We start from the raw sequence: 18,947 nt of genomic DNA on the forward strand, positions 1-18,947 counted from the left end.
ATTATTGTACCGGGGCTGGACTTGGAACTGCTTCCATTACTCCAGCTTTCTTTATATTAATTAATGAATCGGCCTGTTTTTTCTTCTTTGCAATTTCAGCAACTGCTTTAACCTTCGATAAAGAATCTGGTTTCATTTTTTTTCTGATCGCAAGAGAATCGGCCTTAAATTTCTTTGCGATCACCAGCGAGTCGACTTTAAATGCCTTTTTCCTGATCATTAAATCGGCTAACGCTGTTCCTTTTTTTTGCTTGGCTAAAGATTTTTGTATGTTTTTGTACATCGTCTCTAGCTCTTTAGGGTTGGTATTGTACCAAATTAAACTCCTGTTATATTCGGCAGAATCCGTTCCAAATTTTTTATAAATGCCCTTATAGTATGCTGCAGCCACCTTCTTTGCCGAATCTACTACATAAATGCTTGAAAGGTAACCATCAACAATGTGCATGTCATATAAAATCTTTTCCATTTTATCAGGTTTAATAATGCCATCAGGTATACCGGGTTTGCAACCAAACCATAATATAGCTGTCATTAAAACCCATATTAATCTCTTCATGCTTAATTTAAATATTATTTTTTGCCCAAATTGCGGCAAGGTTATTAATTTTACCAAAAATAGTTATAAATGAGCATAGCTGATAATCTTAAACAATATAAAAGCGAAGTTGAATCAGACGGGGTTAAACTAATTGCAGTTTCAAAAACACAACCAATAGAATCAATTTTAGAAGCATACAACGCCGGACAGCGCATTTTTGGAGAAAACCATGTACAGGAAATGGTAGATAAACAGGCGCAACTTCCAAATGATATAGAATGGCATCTTATTGGCCATTTACAAAGCAATAAAGTAAAATACATTGCCCCTTTTGTTAAACTTATTCATGGGGTAGATAGTTTGAAACTGCTACAGGAAATAAATAAACAAGCGGCAAAAAACAAACGTGTAATTGATTGTTTGTTACAGGTTTATATTGCTGATGAGGACACTAAATTCGGACTTGGTTTTGATGAAGTAATCGAATTATTGCGGGCTGAAGAGTTAGCCGAATTAAAAAATATCCGTATAGTAGGTTTAATGGGAATTGCCACCAATACCAAGAACGAAAAACAGATTGCGACCGAGTTTCACGAACTAAAAGTATTTTTTGATGGCATTAAAGTAAGCTTTTTCCGTAAAGATGATGCTTTTAAGGAAATATCGACCGGAATGAGCGCAGATTATAAAATTGCAATTGAAGAAGGAAGTACAATGGTACGCATTGGTAGCAGTATTTTCGGAAAAAGGGTAATCAAACATTTCAAAAACGATATTACGACCAACTAATATGGATTTTAACATCAGATTTGCAACTGCAGAAGACTGCCCAAGAATATTGGAATTAATTAATGAGCTGGCCATTTATGAACGTGCCCCTGAAGAAGTAACGGTTACTTTAGATCACTTTATCGATGCTGGTTTTGGCAAAAACCCGGTATGGAAAGCTTACGTAGCCGAAGTAAATAACACAATAGTGGGCTTCGCATTATACTATACACGTTACTCTACATGGAAAGGATGCAGGTTATATCTTGAAGATTTTATCGTAACAGAAGAATTTAGAGGAAAAGGCCTGGGTAAAGTATTATTCGAAAAAGTGATAGAAGAAGCTAAAAATGGCAATTATAGCGGCATGGTTTGGCAAGTATTGGACTGGAACGAACCTGCAATAAACTTTTACAATAAATATAAAGCACATTTAGAAAGTGGGTGGTTAAACGCAGCTTTCTCTAAAGAACAAATCAAGGCATTTTAATATGGATATTTTTAAGTTTGGCGGTGCCTCGGTAAAAGATGCAGATGGAGTAAAAAATCTGGCCAATATTGTCCGAGATTACAAAAAAGGAAACTTGCTGATTGTAATTTCGGCGATGGGTAAAATTACTGATAAACTGGAAAAATTAACGCAGGCATTCTTATCACAAAGTGATGAAGCGCATGCAATTTTTGATGAGATTAAACATTTCCATTTCAGCATTATAGACGAGCTGTTTCAAGGCAAAGCCAATCCGGTTTATGATGATGTGGCCAACACATTTGTCGAAATTGACTGGCTGATTGAAGATGAACCAGATAACAACGCAGATTACATTTACGACCAGATTGTATCTATCGGCGAAGTGGTTTCAACAAAAATTGTGGCTGCCTGGTTAAATGAAACAGGTAATAAAGCCCTTTGGGTAGATGCACGGAATTATATCCAGACCGACAATACCTACCGTGAAGGAAAAGTAGATTGGGTAAAAACCAATCAGATTATACAAAAGGACTTATTACCACTCTTAACCGACAACATTATCGTAACACAGGGATTTATTGGCGGTACAAGCGAAAACTACACAACAACTTTAGGCCGGGAAGGTTCTGATTATTCGGCAGCCATATTTGCTTCCTGTTTAGATGCTGCTGCACTAACCATCTGGAAGGATGTTCCTGGGGTATTAAATGCAGATCCAAAATGGTTTGATGAAACAGAAAAAATTGCCCAGCTTTCTTATCACGATGCAATAGAGCTTACTTATTATGGAGCAACTGTAATACACCCAAAAACAATAAAACCACTTCAAAATAAAGGGATTCCGCTTTTTGTAAGATCATTTATCCAACCAGAAGGCTCAGGAACAGCAATTACCAAAGAAAATAATCCATTGCCTATCCCCTCTTTTATTTTTAAGGTTAACCAGGCGTTGATTTCTATTTTCCCAAAAGATTATTCTTTTATTATAGAAGAAAATCTGAGCAATATTTTTGAGCTTTTCCATACACACCGGATCAAAATCAATACGATGCTCAACTCTGCTATCAGCTTTTCGGTAAGCGTTGATGATCATCCTACTCAAATTGAAAAACTGATCAAAGACCTTTCTCAAGAATTTACAGTAAAATACAATAAAGGCCTGGAGCTGGTAACCATCCGCTATTATAACCAACAAACTATTGATCGTGTAACGGTTGATAAAGATATTTTATTGGAAGTTAAGAGCCGTCATACCTGCCAGATGGTGATGAAGAATAAAACCGCATAGAATTTGGTCACTGTGAGCATTAAATGTGTTCGTCATTTCGACCGCAGTGGAGAAACCTATCTGAATAGATTTCTCCATTTCGTTGCACTACAGTCGAAATGACGATCTCTTTTGAAATAACAGATTAACACATGAACAATAAACTTTTAGCCAAAGCCGTACAAGAGTATATCAACGCAAATTTAAATGCAGATGTAAATCAGATTGCTTTGGCAAAAAGTCCGTTCGAGGGTATTACTGCAGCCGAATTATCCACACAGATTACCGCAAAAAAAAAATCAGAAAAGAAATTACCCACCTGGTTTAATACCCAGGATATTTATTATCCCCCTGTACTATCCATCGAGCAAACTTCTTCTGAAATTACTGCGAAATACAAATCCAAACTAGCGAAAGGCAATACTTTAATTGATATTACCGGAGGTTTCGGGATTGACAGCTATTACTTTTCTAAAAATGTAAAAGCAGTTACACATTGCGAAATTAACCCTGAACTATCCGTTATAGCCCGACATAATACGCAGGCTTTACACGCAACAAATATCGAATTTAAAGCCGAAGATGGCATTGCTTATGTTATGGCTAGCAATACATCATTTGATACCATTTATGTAGATCCAGCCCGACGAGCCGAAAAAGGCAAAGTTTTTATGCTAAAAGACTGTACTCCAGACATTGCAAGCAACCTGGACGCCTTATTAGAAAAATCTTCGAGAATAATCGTCAAAACAGCTCCTTTACTCGATATTTCAGCGGGATTATCAGAATTGAAACATGTTAGCGAGATCCATATTGTGAGTGTAAAAAATGAGTGTAAAGAACTTTTATGGATCATTGATAAAGCTTACATCGGAGACACGAAAATTATAGCTGTGACTTTAAATAACGGAATTGAAAAAGAATTTTCCTTTTACAGATCGTCTTTAAATGGTTCAATTCAGTTTATTGATGGTTTAAACACTGGTGATTACTTGTACGAGCCAGATGCTGCTTTATTAAAATCAGGTGCTTTTAATTTAATTGGTACAACTTACAATCTTTTAAAACTACATCCTCAAACACAGCTGTTTAGCTCAGTAACTGTAAATAAAGATTTCCCAGGCAGAATTTTTAAAATTGAAGCCATACTCAGTACCGCAACACTTAAAAAACAAGGAAATTTAAAAGGAAATGTAATTGTTCGGAACTATCCGGCAAAGCCTGAAGATTTAGTCAAAAAATATAAAATCAAAGCAGATCAAAATCAGTTTTTAATTTTTACCAAGGTGGGCAACGGAGAAAACATCGTTGTTAAAGCCTCAATTATTCAATACTATTAGATTGTCATTCTGATCGTAGAGAAGAATTTGCAACCTATGAATTACTACTTTTCACTTACACGATATATACCTTATCGTGAGATCGTCATTTCGACCGCAGTGGAGAAATCTATAATAGAGTAACTACTTTATAGATCTCTCCGTTCCGCTATGCTTCAGTCGAGATGACGATTTCGTCCAGACAAGACGTTTAATACAAAAAGCCTCTCAATCGAAAGGCTTTTTGTAGGGATGAAGAAATAATCGTTATATTATTGCTTAAACTTTCTTAACGTTTACTGCCTGTAAACCTTTTCTGCCTTCAGCTACTTCAAATTCTACTGTGTCGTTTTCTTTCAAGCTTTCGATTCCACCTAAAACATCTTTAAAATGTACAAATAAGTCTTTATTGTCTTCTTGCACAATAAATCCAAAGCCTTTTTGAGTGTTAAACCATTTAACTTTTCCGGTTGCCATAAAAAAAATAAAAAATTGTATAAAATAAATAAACTTTTACGCCTTGATCAGCATTTCATTTAACCAATTGAGTATTAATATGAATAAAACAACCAGTTTAAGCGCTAATATTAAAACAAAACTACCAAATATAATAATTTACCAATATAATGCAACCTATTTCTGTCCGTTCAACAAGAATGTTGCGTTATTAAATAAAATTTTCAAATTATTTATTTGGCTGAGGCGTAGTGCGTAAATATGGTTTAATTACTTTGTGTCCCTTAGGAAATTTAGCTGGAATGTCTTCCGTTTTAATGCTGTTTACCACAATTACATCTTCTCCATCTTTCCAATCGGCAGGTGTAGCCACGCTATAATTGGCCGTAAGCTGTAAAGAATCAATCACACGTAACACTTCATTAAAGTTTCTTCCGGTTGATGCTGGATAAGTAATGATTAATTTCACTTTCTTATCGGGACTGATTACGAACAATGATCGCACTGTTAAAGTTTCTGAAGCATTTGGGTGGATCATATCGTATAGGTTTGCTACAGTTTTATCAGGATCGGCAATAATCGGAAATTCAACCGAAGTATTTTGAGTTTCGTTAATATCATTAATCCATCCTTTATGCGATTCAGCAGAATCAACACTTAGGGCTAAAACTTTAACGTTTCTTTTTTCAAATTCACCTTTTAAAGCTGCAGTTCTACCTAGTTCTGTGGTACAAACAGGGGTATAATCGGCAGGATGAGAAAATAACACTCCCCAGCTATCGCCTAAATAATCGTAAAAATCTATTTCGCCTATGGATGTGTTGGCCTTGAAATTCGGTGCGGTATCGCCTAATCTTATACTCATGATATTATTATTTTAAATTTGACTAAAACAAATCTAAACAATACTATACTAAATACATAGATTTAATATTAATTTAAGACCTCTAAATTACAATTCCAATAAAAAACCCTGAAGAATCAATCTTCAGGGTTTAAGAATATTAATTTGTTTGGGGTGTTACTTAGTATGCTTTTATCATAAATACATAATCCTGTATTTTTTCGATCTGTTTGGTGCGTTTTAAACCAGACAACAAGCTCTTTTTATTGGCAGAAAGTTTATTTGCGCCCAGTGAATCTTGAGGAATGGCCCTCATGGCCTCTAAAATATATTTTGATTTGATGGCAAAGGCTGCACCTTCAGTCTGATCTGGCTTACCACTAATAATACCTACCAAATTTCCGTTATTATCTAAAACAGGACCACCGCTATTACCTGGATTAACTGAAATAGCTACCTGATACTGAGTAGTATCTCCAATAAAACCATTTTTAGAACTTACGTAACCCTCTCCAAGTACAGCATCATCTTTTGGATAACCTAAGGTATATACAATTTCACCAATGTTACTCGTATTTCTTTTAATGGTATAAGGAATAGAAGATAAGTTATTGAAGTGTTTATCGTTTATTTTAAGAATTGCAATATCGTTTTGAGGATCTGTGTAAACTGATTTTACCTTAAACGATTCGCCTCTGCTGTTTTGCACATATAAAGAATCAGCGCCATTAATAATATGCAGGTTAGTTAAAATGTAGCCATTTGTAGAAATGGCAAAACCAGTACCTCCAAAACTATTCTGGGCATTTGGCTTGCCAGAGGTTGTATTATTATGCTTAATATTTCTGATTAAGCTATTTTGTGTTTTGATTGCATTATTTACCTGATTACTTAACTGCCTGTAGCGCTCTGCCTGTTGAGTGTTATGCTGAATAGAGTAAATAGAAACCAGAGAGAGTACAACGAAAGATGCGGCAACTGCAATTGCAGATTTATGTTTGCGCCACAATTGAACCACACGTGAAGGATGAGGCCTAAGTGTAGAAGCTAATCCCTCTACATCAATTTCCGAATGAATATGATTTAACTGTTCTTTTAAGCGCAACTGCTCAGCAAATGTTCCCATAGATTCTAAAAAGAACTTATGCGAAACTACTTTATGATCTACTGTGGCATCATTACGACGTAACTGTTCAAAAGCTTCAGTTTCCTGTGCATTAAGTTTACCTAAAAGATAATCTTCAATAATTGCATCTAACTCCAAATCGTTTCTCATTTCAAATTATGGTTGAAAAAATATTTTCTTTAACCGCTGCAGGCATTTATATTTCTGCGTTTTTGCATTATCGGTATTGGTATAGCCGAACTTTTCGCAGATATCCTGCATGGATAAATTGTGGATATAAAAATCCTGAATAATGGTTTTACAAGGTTCACCCAGATGATCGAGTGCCGATTGCATTTTTACAAAAGCAGCATCTTTTTCCTCGTGGTGCTCTACATCTTCTTCAACAGCAAATACATCTTCATAATCGGTAATATTACCGGCTTTTTTACTGTTTAGGCTAAGTTTCTTTAGCCAAATGCGCCGGCAAACCGAATAAATATAGGTTTTCAGTTTGCTGCTCAGCTCAAAATTGCCTTCCTTAATTTTGTTATATAAAATTATTATAGCTTCTTGATAAACATCTTTTGCATCATCCTCATCCCCATTATTATTCAGGATAAATTGCAAAACCATTGCATAATAAGCCTTGTATAACTTGTTAAGTGCATCTTCTGAGTTATTTAGAATACCTAAAATAACCTCTCTATCTGTTGGAACTGAACTCTTTAAACTGTTATTCACTAGTTAATACATTTTTCTATAAATAGTAACCCAATATTAGACAAAAAAATATTTATAGCTACTATAATTGCTTAATACAAACTTAATGCAAACGGTAACCCAAACCCTCAAAAAAAATATTTTAACTTTTTTATAAATTATCGGGTTACCTTTTTACCTTTGCGGCATTAATAAGAAATTAATTACTTAAAAAAATTCAAAAATGAAAAATGCATTCAAATTAGGCTTTTTAGCTTTAGCTTTATCTTTATCAGTTGTTGCTTGTAACTCAGAAAAAAAAGCTGAAGGTGCTGATACAACTTTAACTGATTCTTCTACTATCGTTACTGATACTACTGCAAAAGATACTACAGTTAAAGATTCTACAGTAAAAGATACTACTGTAAAAACTACTACAACTACAGAAGAAGTTAAACACTAGTCTAACTTTACTCATAAAAAAAGGCTCCTGATTTAGTATTGGGAGCCTTTTTTATTTTTTTTTATTTTTTTGGGTTACCTTTTTAAATAAGCGGTATTAACATGTAAATTAATTAATTACTTAAAAAATACTCAAAAATGAAAAATGCATTCAAATTAGGCTTTTTAGCTTTAGCTTTATCTTTATCAGTTGTTGCTTGTAACTCAGAAGAAAAAAAAAGCAGAAGGTACTGATACAACAGCTACAGATTCTTCAACTATCGTTACTGATACTACTGCAAAAGATACTACCGTTAAAGATTCTACAGTAAAAGATACTACTGTAAAAACTACTACAGAAAAAACTGAAGTTAAACACTAGTCTAACTTACTCATAAGAAAAGCCTTTGGAATTCATTTTTCAAAGGCTTTTTTATTTTATCAGAAAAAACGGGTTACCTTTTAAGATTTTTGGCATTAACAGTAGATTTAACCCTAAAACAGATATCAAAATGAAAAATGCATTCAAATTAGGCTTTTTAGCCCTAGCTCTATCTTTAACAGTTGCTGCTTGCGGCGAATCAGGTAAAAAAGCTGATGGTGCTGATACAACAGTTACAGATTCATCAACTATTATTACTGATACAACTGCTGTTGATACTACCGTTAAAGATTCTACTGTAAAAGACACTACAGTTAAAGCTACTACTACAACAGAAGAAGTAAAACACTAGTTATTTCACTAAATAACACATAAAAAAGGTCGCGTTTTTATATCGCGACCTTTTTTATTTAAGAAAACAGGGTTGCTTTCTTGGCTTTTTTGTATAAATTAGTAATTAATTAATTTTTAGAACCAAACAAATTAAAAAAAAATGAAAAATGCATTCAAAATGGGCTTTTTAGCTCTAGCTTTATCCCTATCCGTTGTTGCTTGTAAATCAGAAAAAAAAGATGGTGCAACTGATTCATCTAAAGTTGATTCTACAGTTGTAGATACTACTGTAAAAGATACTACAGTTAAAGATACAACCGTTAAAGACACTACAGTAAAAGACACAACTAAAAAATAGTTTTAGCTATTACTGCGAAAAGGCCTTGGAAATTCTAAGGCCTTTTTTATTTTGTATTAATTTCTAGAGATCAAGACCTTAAAATCCATCAATTGTAGTAAATTTGCAGCAAAAATATAATCCGCATAATGAATTTAACATCACTACAAGCTATTTCACCAGTTGATGGCCGTTACAGAAAAACAACCGAAAGTTTAGCTGCTTACTTTTCTGAAGAAGCCTTAATCAAATACCGTGTTTTTGTAGAAATCGAATATTTTATCGCACTCTGCGAAATCAACTTGCCTGGCTTAGAAAATTTTGATAAAAATCTTTATGCCCAATTACGGAAAATCCACGAAAACTTCTCAGAAGTTGATGCCTTAGAAATCAAGGAAACTGAAAAAGTAACCAACCACGATGTTAAAGCTGTTGAATATTTTATCAAAAGTAAATTCGACGCCTTATCACTTCAAAACTATAAAGAGTTTATTCACTTTGGCTTAACTTCTCAGGATATTAACAATACCGCCATTCCATATTCTATAAAACTGGCATTAAATGATAGCTATTATCCGGCAATCAATAACTTAATTGAAAAGATAAATGCATTGGCAACAGAATGGAAGGACATTCCAATGTTAGCACATACACATGGACAGCCTGCCTCTCCTACCAAATTAGGCAAAGAATTTTTGGTTTTCGCCGAGCGTTTGGCTATTCAGGTAGAAAGTTTAAAAAATATTCCTAATAGTGCAAAATTTGGCGGCGCTACCGGAAACTTCAATGCACACCATATCGCTTACCCTACAGTAAACTGGGTTGATTTTTCTAACCAGTTTGTGAACGAGACATTGGGCTTAACGCGTGCTCAACATACTACACAAATTGAACATTATGATCAATTTGCAGCTCAATGTGATGCTTTAAAACGCATAAACAACATTATTATAGATTTGGACAGAGATATCTGGACGTATATTTCAAAAAACTATTTCAAACAGAAAATCAAAGCAGGAGAAATCGGTTCGTCGGCTATGCCACATAAGGTTAACCCAATCGATTTCGAAAACGCTGAAGGAAATGCAGGCATTGCAAATGCCTTATTCGAATTTTTTGCTGCCAAATTACCAATCTCACGCTTACAGAGAGACTTAACAGACTCTACTGTTTTAAGAAACGTAGGCGTTCCTTTTGGACATACCTTAATTGCCATTAATTCTACTTTACGCGGATTAAACAAGATTTTGTTAAATGAAGCTGCCTTACACGCTGATTTAGACGAAAACTGGGCAGTTGTTGCAGAGGCTATTCAAACGGTATTAAGAAGAGAGAACTATCCTAACCCTTATGAAGCCTTAAAAGAATTAACCAGAACAAATTCAAAAATCAATGCTACAAGTATTGCCGAATTTATTGAAGGTTTAGCAGTTTCGGAAGCTATTAAAGTACAATTGAGAACCATTACGCCTTTTAATTACACTGGCGTTTTCTAGTTAAATTAAATTGACGTTAAGCAGACAGCTAACAAAGGTTTTATTAGTGAGTAATTGTTAATTTTGTTTATTCAAATTGATTAAGACATGACGATTAACGTATATACAGAACAGACTCCAAATCCAGCTACCATGAAATTCATGGTAAATAAACTGTTAATAAACGGCAGTGAGGATTTTGCGACTAAAGAGAGTGCAGAACATTCGCCTTTTGCTAAAGAGTTATTTAAGTTCAACTTTGTTTCTGGCGTTTTTTTCGCCAGTAATTTTGTTACCATTACCAAAACAGATGATGCAGAATGGGCTGATATTGAAGCCATTTTAAAAGAATTTGTTAAGGGAGCTGTAGAATCTGAATTAAAAATTAAAGAAGCAACTGCCGAAGAAGCGCCTGCCTTTGAAGGTACTGAAACGGAAATTAAAATCCAGCAGATCCTGCACGATTATGTACGCCCAGCTGTTGAACAGGATGGTGGTGCTATCACATACAAATCTTTCGATGAAGGTGTGGTTACGGTAGAATTACGTGGTTCTTGCAGCGGTTGTCCGTCTTCTACCATTACGCTTAAATCTGGTATCCAAAACTTATTGCAGCGAATGGTACCGGAAGTTACAGAAGTTGTTTCTGAAGCGCTTTAAAATTGTGCATTTTTCATAGTACATATAGTGAAAAGGTCCCGATGAGAATCGGGACCTTTTTTTATTGTGTCATTTCCTGACTGAAGTACAACCCCGAATTTTCGGGAGAGCGATCTACCTTTAGGTTTAAATATAAAAGCTTACAGATTTCTCCACTACGGTCGAAATGACGATCTACGAGGGTAGCTCTTATTAAAAATACTGCTTAATTGCAGTCAACATCTCAGCAGTAAGTTTACCGTTGGTAGCCAAAATTTCTCTTTTGGTAAAATAATCATTTCCACCAGCGAAATCGTAGACCTCTCCTCCCGCCTGCTGCACAATAAAGCATCCGGCGGCAAAATCCCATTGTTGCAGGTTGTATTCAAAAAAAGCATCGAAACGCCCACAGGCTGTATATACCAGGTCTATTGCTGCCGCACCTATTCTACGTACACCATGGCTTTTCTGCATCATTTCGGTCAATAATTTTAAATATTGAGGCTGTTTATCAAACTGATAATACGGGAAACCTGTAGCCAGCAAACTCGATCCTAGATCAGGATTAGTAGAAACCCTGATTTCTTTTTTATTCATAAGGGCGGGTCCGCCTTTATACGAATAAAACATTTCTCCCCTGTTTAATTCGTAAACTACACCAATCACAGGTAATCCATCTTCATAAAGCGCCACACTTATACCATAAGTCGGAATGCCATGGATAAAATTAGTTGTACCGTCTAAAGGATCAATTATCCAGGAATAAGTTTTACCGGTTCTATTGATGGTTTTCTCTTCCGTAATAAAACCGGCGTCTGGAATTAATTTCTCGAGGTTTTGAACCAGTTTCTGTTCTGCTGTTTTATCAACATAAGAAACCATATCATTCAATCCTTTGTATTCTATTTTTTGAACATCGAACTGCAGTGCTTCTTTACGGATAAAGTTTCCGGTGAGTCTTACAATCGATATTACTTTTGTGCACAGTAATTCGTAATTCATAATTATTTAACAGTAAAACGAGGCGTTTATTGGGTGAGAAATAAACTTAAGCCAGTTGATTTTTGTTCCTTAACGCATAAACACTTAATGCAATACCGCCTATAACAAGAAAAGTAGAAATCATTTCTGCCTGGGTAAAAGACAAACCAAAAACATGGTATTTTGAATTTACACGGATTAACTCGATGCAGAAACGCTCTATACCGTTCAAGATCATGTAGATACCAAACATTAAACCAGGTGCCTTTATTTTATCTCTGATCTTCCATAAAAAGGCAAAAAGGATTAAACAGATAATTACTTCATAAATCGGGGTTGGGTACACCCCTTGAGCCAATTCATTACAAAACTTACCGGTACAGCCGGGAATTGGAATGCCTTCGCCAACTACATTATTCGGATATTTGTAAGACCACAACCAATCTGGAAGCCAGGAAAATGGCTTTGGATTATTGTTTACGATCCCCCAGTCGCCATCGCCGGCTAAGTGACAACCAATACGGCCTACAGCATAAGCCAGCATCATTCCCGGCCCACCAACATCAAGCATATGGAGCGGTTTAATACCATTTCTTTTAGCAATTATCAATACCGCTGCACCACCACAAATTAAACCACCATAAAAAGTTAAACCACTAAACGATAATAAGCGCTCAACAGGGTGTTGAACAAAATCATCCCAATACTCAAGGTTATCGAAAAACTTTGCCCCTAAAAAACCCCAGATGGCTGCCCAAACAATCAGGTTACTCATGGTTTGGTATGGGTGGATGGTTACCTGCGTTTCTTTCGGTTTATCAAGCTTATGTTTATTCTTTTCGGTATAATCCCAATAAGCAAACAGCCCTGCAAAAAACAACCCGCCGATTATATTTCCTTTGGTCGACATTAAAATCGCCTGTGCATCATTTACAAAAAGTTTGTAGTTTAACAACGCATAAACCAGTTTATAACCAATAACAAAACCGAAAAGGCCATTCATGACCAGCTCTGATGTAGTGGCAGCTTTGCCAACCACAATTGTCTTTTTAATGGGGTGGAGTATGCCTAATGCTTCCTTACGCTTAAGCTCTTTGGTAAAAGCCCAGTAACCAGCAACAAACGCCAGTGCGACAAAAACGCCAAAAGTATTAAATGGAAGCGGTAAATTAATGCCGAATAAATATTCTAAAAAATGTGAAACGGTAGGAAACATACAAATAATTTGTTGCGAAGATAGGAAAGAAAGACCAAAGCTGAAAGATTAAAGCGGAAAGCTAAAAGACTAAAGCGGAAAGACTAAAGACCAGCGGTTAAAGCTGGGAAAAACAGGTAAAAATCTTTTTTTATTTTGGAAAGGAAAGGTTCTGTATTTCATCGGTTAGTACAGTCCTGCTCTGCGCTTTACTGCGTGTTCGCTCCGATCAGGTTTAGTTAACTGATTGCAGTAGTTCTTAGGGGTATTCTGATCGAGCGATATCAATTCTATCATCCATCTTATAGTTTTCCATATTTAAGGTCCTTCGACTACGCTCAGGATGACTAATCGAGTGGATGCGAAAATATAAATTTTGAATCAGGACTTCCGAGCAATGACTCCGGACTAAATTAATGATGCGCGTGAATAGTTTCCAGTTCAGCTACTTCTACTTCTCCATCGGCAGTAATTTCTAAAAGCTTAACCGCTTTCAATTCATTTACCATAACCGGATCGTATTTTGCACGTACTTTTACATAGTTTTTGGTAAAACCATGCATGTAACCCGATTTCTGATCTGCCTCAAAAAGCACTTCAGCTTCAGTACCAATCTGAGATTCGTAGAAAGCCCTACGTTTTTTATCAGATAAAATATGGAGCATTTTACTGCGCTCATTACGCTCACTGCCTGCCACAACACCTTTCATTTCAGCTGCAGCTGTTAATTCGCGCTCAGAGTAGGTAAATACGTGTAGATAAGAAATATCAAGTTGGTTTAAGAACTGATAGGTATCCAAAAAATCTTCTTTCGTTTCGCCGGGAAAACCAACAATCACATCAACACCAATACAACAGTGTGGCATTACCTCCTTAATTTTAGCAACACGCTCAACATACAAATCGCTTCGGTAACGACGGCGCATTAAACCTAAAATTTTATCAGAACCCGATTGTAAGGGAATATGAAAATGCGGAACAAACCTTTTCGAAGTGGATACGAACTCAATAATCTCATTACTCAAAAGATTTGGTTCAATAGATGAAATACGGATTCTTTCAATTCCTTCTACCTCATCTAAAGCTTTAACAAGGTCAAAAAATTTATCTTCACGCTGGCCATTTCTAATTCCAAAATCGCCAAGGTTTACACCGGTCAAAACAATTTCCTTTACACCGCTTTCTGCAATCATTTTTGCACGATTTACCACATTTTCAATGGTATCGCTACGACTTGCACCACGTGCTAAAGGAATGGTGCAGTATGTACAAGGATAATCGCAACCATCCTGTACTTTCAAAAAAGTACGTGTTCTATCGCCAATCGAATAAGAGGCAATAAAATTATGGTTTACTTTCTCTATATTCTGCTGATGAATAAGGGTTTTTGGTTGTTTAGTTAAATCGGTAATATATTCTACTATTCTGAATTTTTCGGCAGCGCCCAAAACCATATCAACACCTTCTATTTCGGCAATTTCCTGTGGTTTTAACTGCGCATAGCAACCTACAATGGTTACAAAGGCATTAGGAGAATATTTTAAAGCTTCTTTAACAACTTTACGGCATTTTTTATCGGCATGCTCCGTAACAGAGCAGGTATTGATCACATAAACATCTGCCTGATCCTGAAATTCTACTACGGCATAACCCGCATCGGTAAATAAACGACCGATGGTTGATGTTTCGGAGAAATTGAGTTTACAACCTAATGTATAAAATGCGACCTTTTTCATTGAGGCTGCAAAGATAGGAAATTTGTTCGGAGTTGTCGGTTCTGAGTTTTGAGAACTGACAAATTACAGACTATAAATTGTTTGGAACGCAAATAGTAGTACCGTCCTTTAAACGTTGTTCGTGCATACCTTCGGGGCAAGCTTTTTTTTCACAGCCAGACAAACATATACCTGAAACGAACAAAACAATTACAATAAAGCTTAATTTTAGCATGAGTATCGGCTATTTAGTTTGAGTTATATAATTTAATGCATTCCTTTACAGCTTCAAAGCTATAACTATCATCTTTCTTAAATTTCTCTAACAGTTCTGGTTTATCACTTATTAAGCTGTATAACCTATCTTTGCGATCATTGCGAGAACCGAAGATATGGTTACTTTTTACCTCAAACAGTTCCCCATTTTCTTTACTGGCATACCAAACAATATCAACCTGATTATTACCACTCTGTCTGTAATATTCGAACAAATCAATTTTGCCTTTAACCAATCTTTGTAAAAAATCAGGACTTCTTTTGCCAGGACGTACCTTAACAAGATAATTTATCTCTTTTTCTACTTTATAAAATTCTTTTGTTTCGCGGATTGGGATCTTATTGAAACTGGCACCTCCATCTGGCTTGAACCGATAAAAACCAATAAATTGTTTTTTTATTTCACCTTTTAAAGTGTCGTTCTTTGAATTAATCAGAAAATCCTGCTGAGCGTTAACCTGAGAAAAAAAAGCACATAACACTGCACAACATAAGATAGGGCGTAAATATAGTTTCATGGGATTATTTTAAATTAACCAAAAATATCTAAACTTTGGCAAAATAAAAATTACTGCTCCTGCCACCGATAACTTTCCTGTTCAAAACCTGCCAGATCTAACACCCTGCTAATTACGGTGCCGGCAACTTCCTCTATGGTTTGAGGCAAACTGTAAAAAGATGGGTTGGCCGGACAGATGATTCCACCCGCTTCAGTTACAGTTTTCATATTATTGATATGGATTAAACTGAACGGGGTATCTCTTACTACAGCTATTAATTTCCTGCGTTCTTTTAACACAACGTCTGCTGCCCTCGAAATCAAATCGTTCGATATTCCATGTGCTACCCTACCCAAAGTTCCCATAGAACAAGGAATGATAATCATGGTATCGTATTTTGCCGACCCTGAGGCAAAAGGAGCATTAAAATCGTTTTTGTTATAAAAGGTAAAGTCTTTAAAATGGTTATAATCCTGGTTTCCCAGTTCGAATTGCCAAACCGCTTTTGCATTGTCGCTCATCACTACACCAACCGCCTCAATCTGATCTTTTAATGTTAATAACCGGTCAAATAAAACTTTAGCATAAATAGAACCGCTGGCTCCTGTAACCGCAACAATCACTTTCTTTTTAATCATAATACAAAAATAGTTTTTCTAAATCCATTACCACAAAAAAGGGCCAGAACATTGTTCTGACCCTACATCTACCTATGAAAAACATACCCTCGAAAGGGTAAGAACAAATATATATAAATTTTTAAAAAAATGTAAGCGAGAAATGTTAAATCGCTTAAATCAAATATTTAATTCAAAAACAAAACATAACATACTGATTATCAAATAAATAATTTTATAAAAAAACACGAAAAAACTTTTTTTCTGCTTAAAAAGACATCATTTTTAACAAAATACCGCTTAATAATGTCTTACAAATCAGTCATAATTACCAAGTAAGAACCTACTTTACAGTTAGGCTATCAATTTTTACACATTTGCCTTTACAATTTGTTGATATTGATATAATACAAAATAAATTCGATTGCATAAAAATATTAGGGTGATTTTTATCACTTATAGTCTTGAATGAGTGCCCTTTCGTAAGTGGAGAGCAAGCGAAATATGATTTACCACTTTCTATAGTCTCACTATATAGATGAAATATTTAACCATAACGGGTAAGGCACCAAATAAGCGCACTAAATACTGAACTACAACAACTTACAAACAACACACTTACAAATTATACCATTCCGTATGATAAATATTATATCATCCTTACAAATCGGTTGGTGATTAACTACTTAACGATTATATTTGGGAAAGTGTCAACTTAAATTTATGATAGATTTAGCCTCTCCATTCTTAAAAGCACTGTTAAAACATTCTAAGAACCCCATAATCATTTTTAAAGTAAAACCGATATTGGTGGTGGTAGAACATAACGATGCTTACCAAGCTTTAATAGAGCGGGTAGGAGGAAAATTGAAATTCTATGATATTAACGCTATCCCAAACCTTCTGTCTGCTGCCGAAAAAGTGCTTCTGATTAAAGCAGTTCAGCAAGTAAGCGAGCTTAAGGTAAAAGGCACGCTGGTTATCCATCCCATTTATTCTACTTCGCCAAACGTAAAATGGGAATTGGAATTTTCTCCAGTATTACAAAACGATCGCCCGGTTGAATATATCATCTGTTCATTAAGGGAAATTCCGCTAGATGAAAATGACCTTGAGCATATTTTATTTGAACTTTCAGAAAGTGAGGCACGTTTTAGAGGATTTTTTGAGCAGGCCCCTTTGGGCATGTGCGTACTAAAAGGTCCGGAACTCATTACAGAATATGCAAACGATAACATATTAAAACTTTGGGGCAAAACCAGGAAAGAAGTAATCGGGATTCCACAAGAAAAGGCACGACCAGAACTCGAAAAACAGCAAGCACTTGTAGTGCATGTAAAAGATATTTTTAAAAACGGTCAACCCTTAACAATCAATGAATTAAAAATTTCGTCAGCTATTTCAGACGGTTATTTCATCGCTTTCTACGAGCCCCTAAAAAATGATAAAAATGAAGTAACCAGAATTTTAGTGATTATTAAAGATATTACAGAGCAGGTAAACTTTAAAAAAGAATTACTTAAAGCTAAAGATATCTTAAAAATAGCCATGGATGCATCTGAAATGGGTTCATGGAACATCGACCTGGAAAGCAAACAGGTGCTTTTGTCAGAACGGGCACAACAAATTTACGAACTGGAAAATAACAGGTTGGGTATAGAAGAAGCTAAATCATTGATAAGCCTGGAAGATATCGAACATCTTACCAACGGTATCAAGCGTGCATTACATCACCGCAGTGCTTTCAATATTGAATACCAGATTAATCTGAATGGTATAAGCGCTAAAAGCAAGTGGTTAAGAACAGCAGGAAAAGCCTATTATAACGAAGAAGGAAAAGCTGTTTATATTGCTGGCGCTGTTTTGGATATTACTGAACATAAACAGGATGAAATTAGAAAAAATGATTTTATCGGTATGGTAAGCCATGAACTTAAAACTCCTTTAACATCCTTAAGTGCCTATGTACAACTTTTGCAATATAAATTTAAAGAAACAGATAACGACTTTACTATTCAGATACTTGATAAAGTAAATGTTCAGTTAAAAAGAATGTCGTTAATGATTGACGGCTTTTTAAATGTGTCCTTATTGGAATCGGGTAAAATTTTATTGAACAAAACAAATTTTAACCTTGTTGATTTGATTAAAACCATAGCTGAGGAAAACAGAATTGTTCTACCAAGCCATTTTATCCAGGTAATCGGTGCGGAAGAAATGATGGTAAATGCAGATATAGAGAAAATAGGCAATGTAATCAATAACCTGATTGGCAACGCGGCGAAATACTCAAAAAAAGACTCTTTAATTGCAATTAAGTGTGAAATACTAAAAGGTTACGTGATTGTAAGTGTAGAAGATGAAGGCATAGGCATCAGTGAAGATGACATACCCAAACTGTTCGACCGCTTTTACCGCGTAGAGAGCCCCGACACTAAAACCATTGCAGGATTTGGAGTTGGCCTGTATATTTGTGCCGAAGTAATTGAAAGGCATCAGGGAAAAATTTGGGTAGAAAGCAAATTGGGTAAAGGTTCTACATTTTTTTTCAGCTTACCTGCTGCAAATGACCTATAATAAAA

Annotated in this window: 21 protein-coding genes; 11 read left to right on the forward strand and 10 right to left on the reverse strand. The window is 35.4% G+C overall.

The genetic code is table 11. The annotated features are described in order from the left end of the window. Nucleotide 1 precedes the first annotated feature (1 nt). Nucleotides 2-535: a DUF4296 domain-containing protein gene (locus tag AC1RJ8_RS01960; RefSeq protein ID WP_492952024.1), complete on the reverse strand. Its 534-nt coding sequence runs from the start codon at nt 533-535 to the stop codon at nt 2-4. Between the two features lie 93 nt (nt 536-628). Between AC1RJ8_RS01960 and AC1RJ8_RS01965 the strand changes: the two genes are divergently transcribed. The 4 genes from AC1RJ8_RS01965 (at nt 629) to AC1RJ8_RS01980 (ending at nt 4,388) form a co-directional block, all read left to right on the forward strand. Further along, a complete protein-coding gene (locus AC1RJ8_RS01965; protein WP_492952023.1) occupies nt 629-1,330 on the forward strand; it encodes a YggS family pyridoxal phosphate-dependent enzyme in 702 nt (233 codons plus the stop codon). A 1-nt stretch (nt 1,331) separates the two neighbouring features. Then, on the forward strand, nt 1,332-1,799 hold the full coding sequence (locus AC1RJ8_RS01970; protein WP_440824265.1) for a GNAT family N-acetyltransferase: 468 nt from the start codon (nt 1,332-1,334) through the stop codon (nt 1,797-1,799). Between the two features lies 1 nt (nt 1,800). Then, nucleotides 1,801-3,069 (forward strand): aspartate kinase, encoded by a 1,269-nt coding sequence (locus AC1RJ8_RS01975; RefSeq protein WP_492952022.1) that lies wholly within the window; start codon nt 1,801-1,803, stop codon nt 3,067-3,069. Nucleotides 3,070-3,200: 131 nt separating this feature from the next. Next, nucleotides 3,201-4,388 carry a class I SAM-dependent methyltransferase gene (locus tag AC1RJ8_RS01980; protein WP_492952021.1) on the forward strand — a complete coding sequence of 396 codons (1,188 nt, stop codon included), beginning with the start codon at nt 3,201-3,203 and terminating at the stop codon, nt 4,386-4,388. 258 nt (nt 4,389-4,646) lie between these two features. On the opposite strand, the gene AC1RJ8_RS01985 is transcribed toward AC1RJ8_RS01980, so the two are convergent. The 4 genes from AC1RJ8_RS01985 to AC1RJ8_RS02000 form a co-directional block, all read right to left on the reverse strand. Next, on the reverse strand, nt 4,647-4,844 hold the full coding sequence (locus AC1RJ8_RS01985; RefSeq protein ID WP_029276380.1) for a cold-shock protein: 198 nt from the start codon (nt 4,842-4,844) through the stop codon (nt 4,647-4,649). Between the two features lie 208 nt (nt 4,845-5,052). Beyond that, nucleotides 5,053-5,688 carry a peroxiredoxin gene (locus AC1RJ8_RS01990; RefSeq protein ID WP_426328957.1) on the reverse strand — a complete coding sequence of 212 codons (636 nt, stop codon included), beginning with the start codon at nt 5,686-5,688 and terminating at the stop codon, nt 5,053-5,055. A 160-nt stretch (nt 5,689-5,848) separates the two neighbouring features. Further along, nucleotides 5,849-6,943, reverse strand: a complete 1,095-nt coding sequence (locus tag AC1RJ8_RS01995; protein WP_492952020.1) for a trypsin-like peptidase domain-containing protein — start codon at nt 6,941-6,943, stop codon at nt 5,849-5,851. A 6-nt stretch (nt 6,944-6,949) separates the two neighbouring features. After that, the gene (locus AC1RJ8_RS02000) at nt 6,950-7,516 is read right to left on the reverse strand and encodes an RNA polymerase sigma factor (RefSeq protein WP_116251787.1); all 567 of its coding nucleotides are present in this window, start codon (nt 7,514-7,516) and stop codon (nt 6,950-6,952) included. Nucleotides 7,517-7,718: 202 nt separating this feature from the next. Here AC1RJ8_RS02000 and AC1RJ8_RS02005 point away from each other — a divergent pair, with 202 nt between their 5' ends. The 6 genes from AC1RJ8_RS02005 to AC1RJ8_RS02030 all read left to right on the forward strand — a co-directional run bounded on the left by AC1RJ8_RS02005 (nt 7,719) and on the right by AC1RJ8_RS02030 (nt 11,102). After that, nucleotides 7,719-7,937 (forward strand): hypothetical protein, encoded by a 219-nt coding sequence (locus AC1RJ8_RS02005; protein ID WP_057934272.1) that lies wholly within the window; start codon nt 7,719-7,721, stop codon nt 7,935-7,937. 189 nt (nt 7,938-8,126) lie between these two features. Beyond that, the gene (locus AC1RJ8_RS02010; protein ID WP_493008022.1) at nt 8,127-8,297 is read left to right on the forward strand and encodes a hypothetical protein; all 171 of its coding nucleotides are present in this window, start codon (nt 8,127-8,129) and stop codon (nt 8,295-8,297) included. A gap of 130 nt (nt 8,298-8,427) precedes the next feature. Then, on the forward strand, nt 8,428-8,649 hold the full coding sequence (locus tag AC1RJ8_RS02015; RefSeq protein ID WP_086545741.1) for a hypothetical protein: 222 nt from the start codon (nt 8,428-8,430) through the stop codon (nt 8,647-8,649). A 141-nt stretch (nt 8,650-8,790) separates the two neighbouring features. Beyond that, a complete protein-coding gene (locus AC1RJ8_RS02020; RefSeq protein ID WP_116251791.1) occupies nt 8,791-8,988 on the forward strand; it encodes a hypothetical protein in 198 nt (65 codons plus the stop codon). Between the two features lie 128 nt (nt 8,989-9,116). Beyond that, entirely contained in the window at nt 9,117-10,463 is a 1,347-nt protein-coding gene (purB, locus tag AC1RJ8_RS02025) for an adenylosuccinate lyase (RefSeq protein WP_492952019.1), read from the forward strand. Nucleotides 10,464-10,550: 87 nt separating this feature from the next. Further along, nucleotides 10,551-11,102, forward strand: a complete 552-nt coding sequence (locus tag AC1RJ8_RS02030; RefSeq protein ID WP_121283148.1) for a NifU family protein — start codon at nt 10,551-10,553, stop codon at nt 11,100-11,102. Nucleotides 11,103-11,294: 192 nt separating this feature from the next. Here AC1RJ8_RS02030 and AC1RJ8_RS02035 read toward each other — a convergent pair whose 3' ends face one another. From AC1RJ8_RS02035 to AC1RJ8_RS02055, 5 genes are all read right to left on the reverse strand, one after another. Beyond that, nucleotides 11,295-12,083: an inositol monophosphatase family protein gene (locus tag AC1RJ8_RS02035; RefSeq protein ID WP_492952018.1), complete on the reverse strand. Its 789-nt coding sequence runs from the start codon at nt 12,081-12,083 to the stop codon at nt 11,295-11,297. Nucleotides 12,084-12,129: 46 nt separating this feature from the next. After that, nucleotides 12,130-13,278: a prolipoprotein diacylglyceryl transferase gene (locus AC1RJ8_RS02040; RefSeq protein WP_492952017.1), complete on the reverse strand. Its 1,149-nt coding sequence runs from the start codon at nt 13,276-13,278 to the stop codon at nt 12,130-12,132. A 392-nt stretch (nt 13,279-13,670) separates the two neighbouring features. Beyond that, complete coding sequence (gene mtaB, locus AC1RJ8_RS02045; protein ID WP_492952016.1) at nt 13,671-14,993, reverse strand: tRNA (N(6)-L-threonylcarbamoyladenosine(37)-C(2))-methylthiotransferase MtaB; 1,323 nt, start codon at nt 14,991-14,993, stop codon at nt 13,671-13,673. Between the two features lie 227 nt (nt 14,994-15,220). Beyond that, nucleotides 15,221-15,766 carry a hypothetical protein gene (locus AC1RJ8_RS02050; RefSeq protein WP_492952015.1) on the reverse strand — a complete coding sequence of 182 codons (546 nt, stop codon included), beginning with the start codon at nt 15,764-15,766 and terminating at the stop codon, nt 15,221-15,223. Between the two features lie 50 nt (nt 15,767-15,816). Next, nucleotides 15,817-16,386 (reverse strand): UbiX family flavin prenyltransferase, encoded by a 570-nt coding sequence (locus AC1RJ8_RS02055; protein ID WP_492952014.1) that lies wholly within the window; start codon nt 16,384-16,386, stop codon nt 15,817-15,819. A gap of 702 nt (nt 16,387-17,088) precedes the next feature. On the opposite strand from AC1RJ8_RS02055, the gene AC1RJ8_RS02060 reads away from it, so the two are divergent. Continuing rightward, the gene (locus AC1RJ8_RS02060; protein ID WP_492952013.1) at nt 17,089-18,942 is read left to right on the forward strand and encodes a PAS domain-containing sensor histidine kinase; all 1,854 of its coding nucleotides are present in this window, start codon (nt 17,089-17,091) and stop codon (nt 18,940-18,942) included. Nucleotides 18,943-18,947 lie beyond the last annotated feature (5 nt).

This window comes from Pedobacter sp. GW822-FHT03F06, assembly GCF_058801365.1.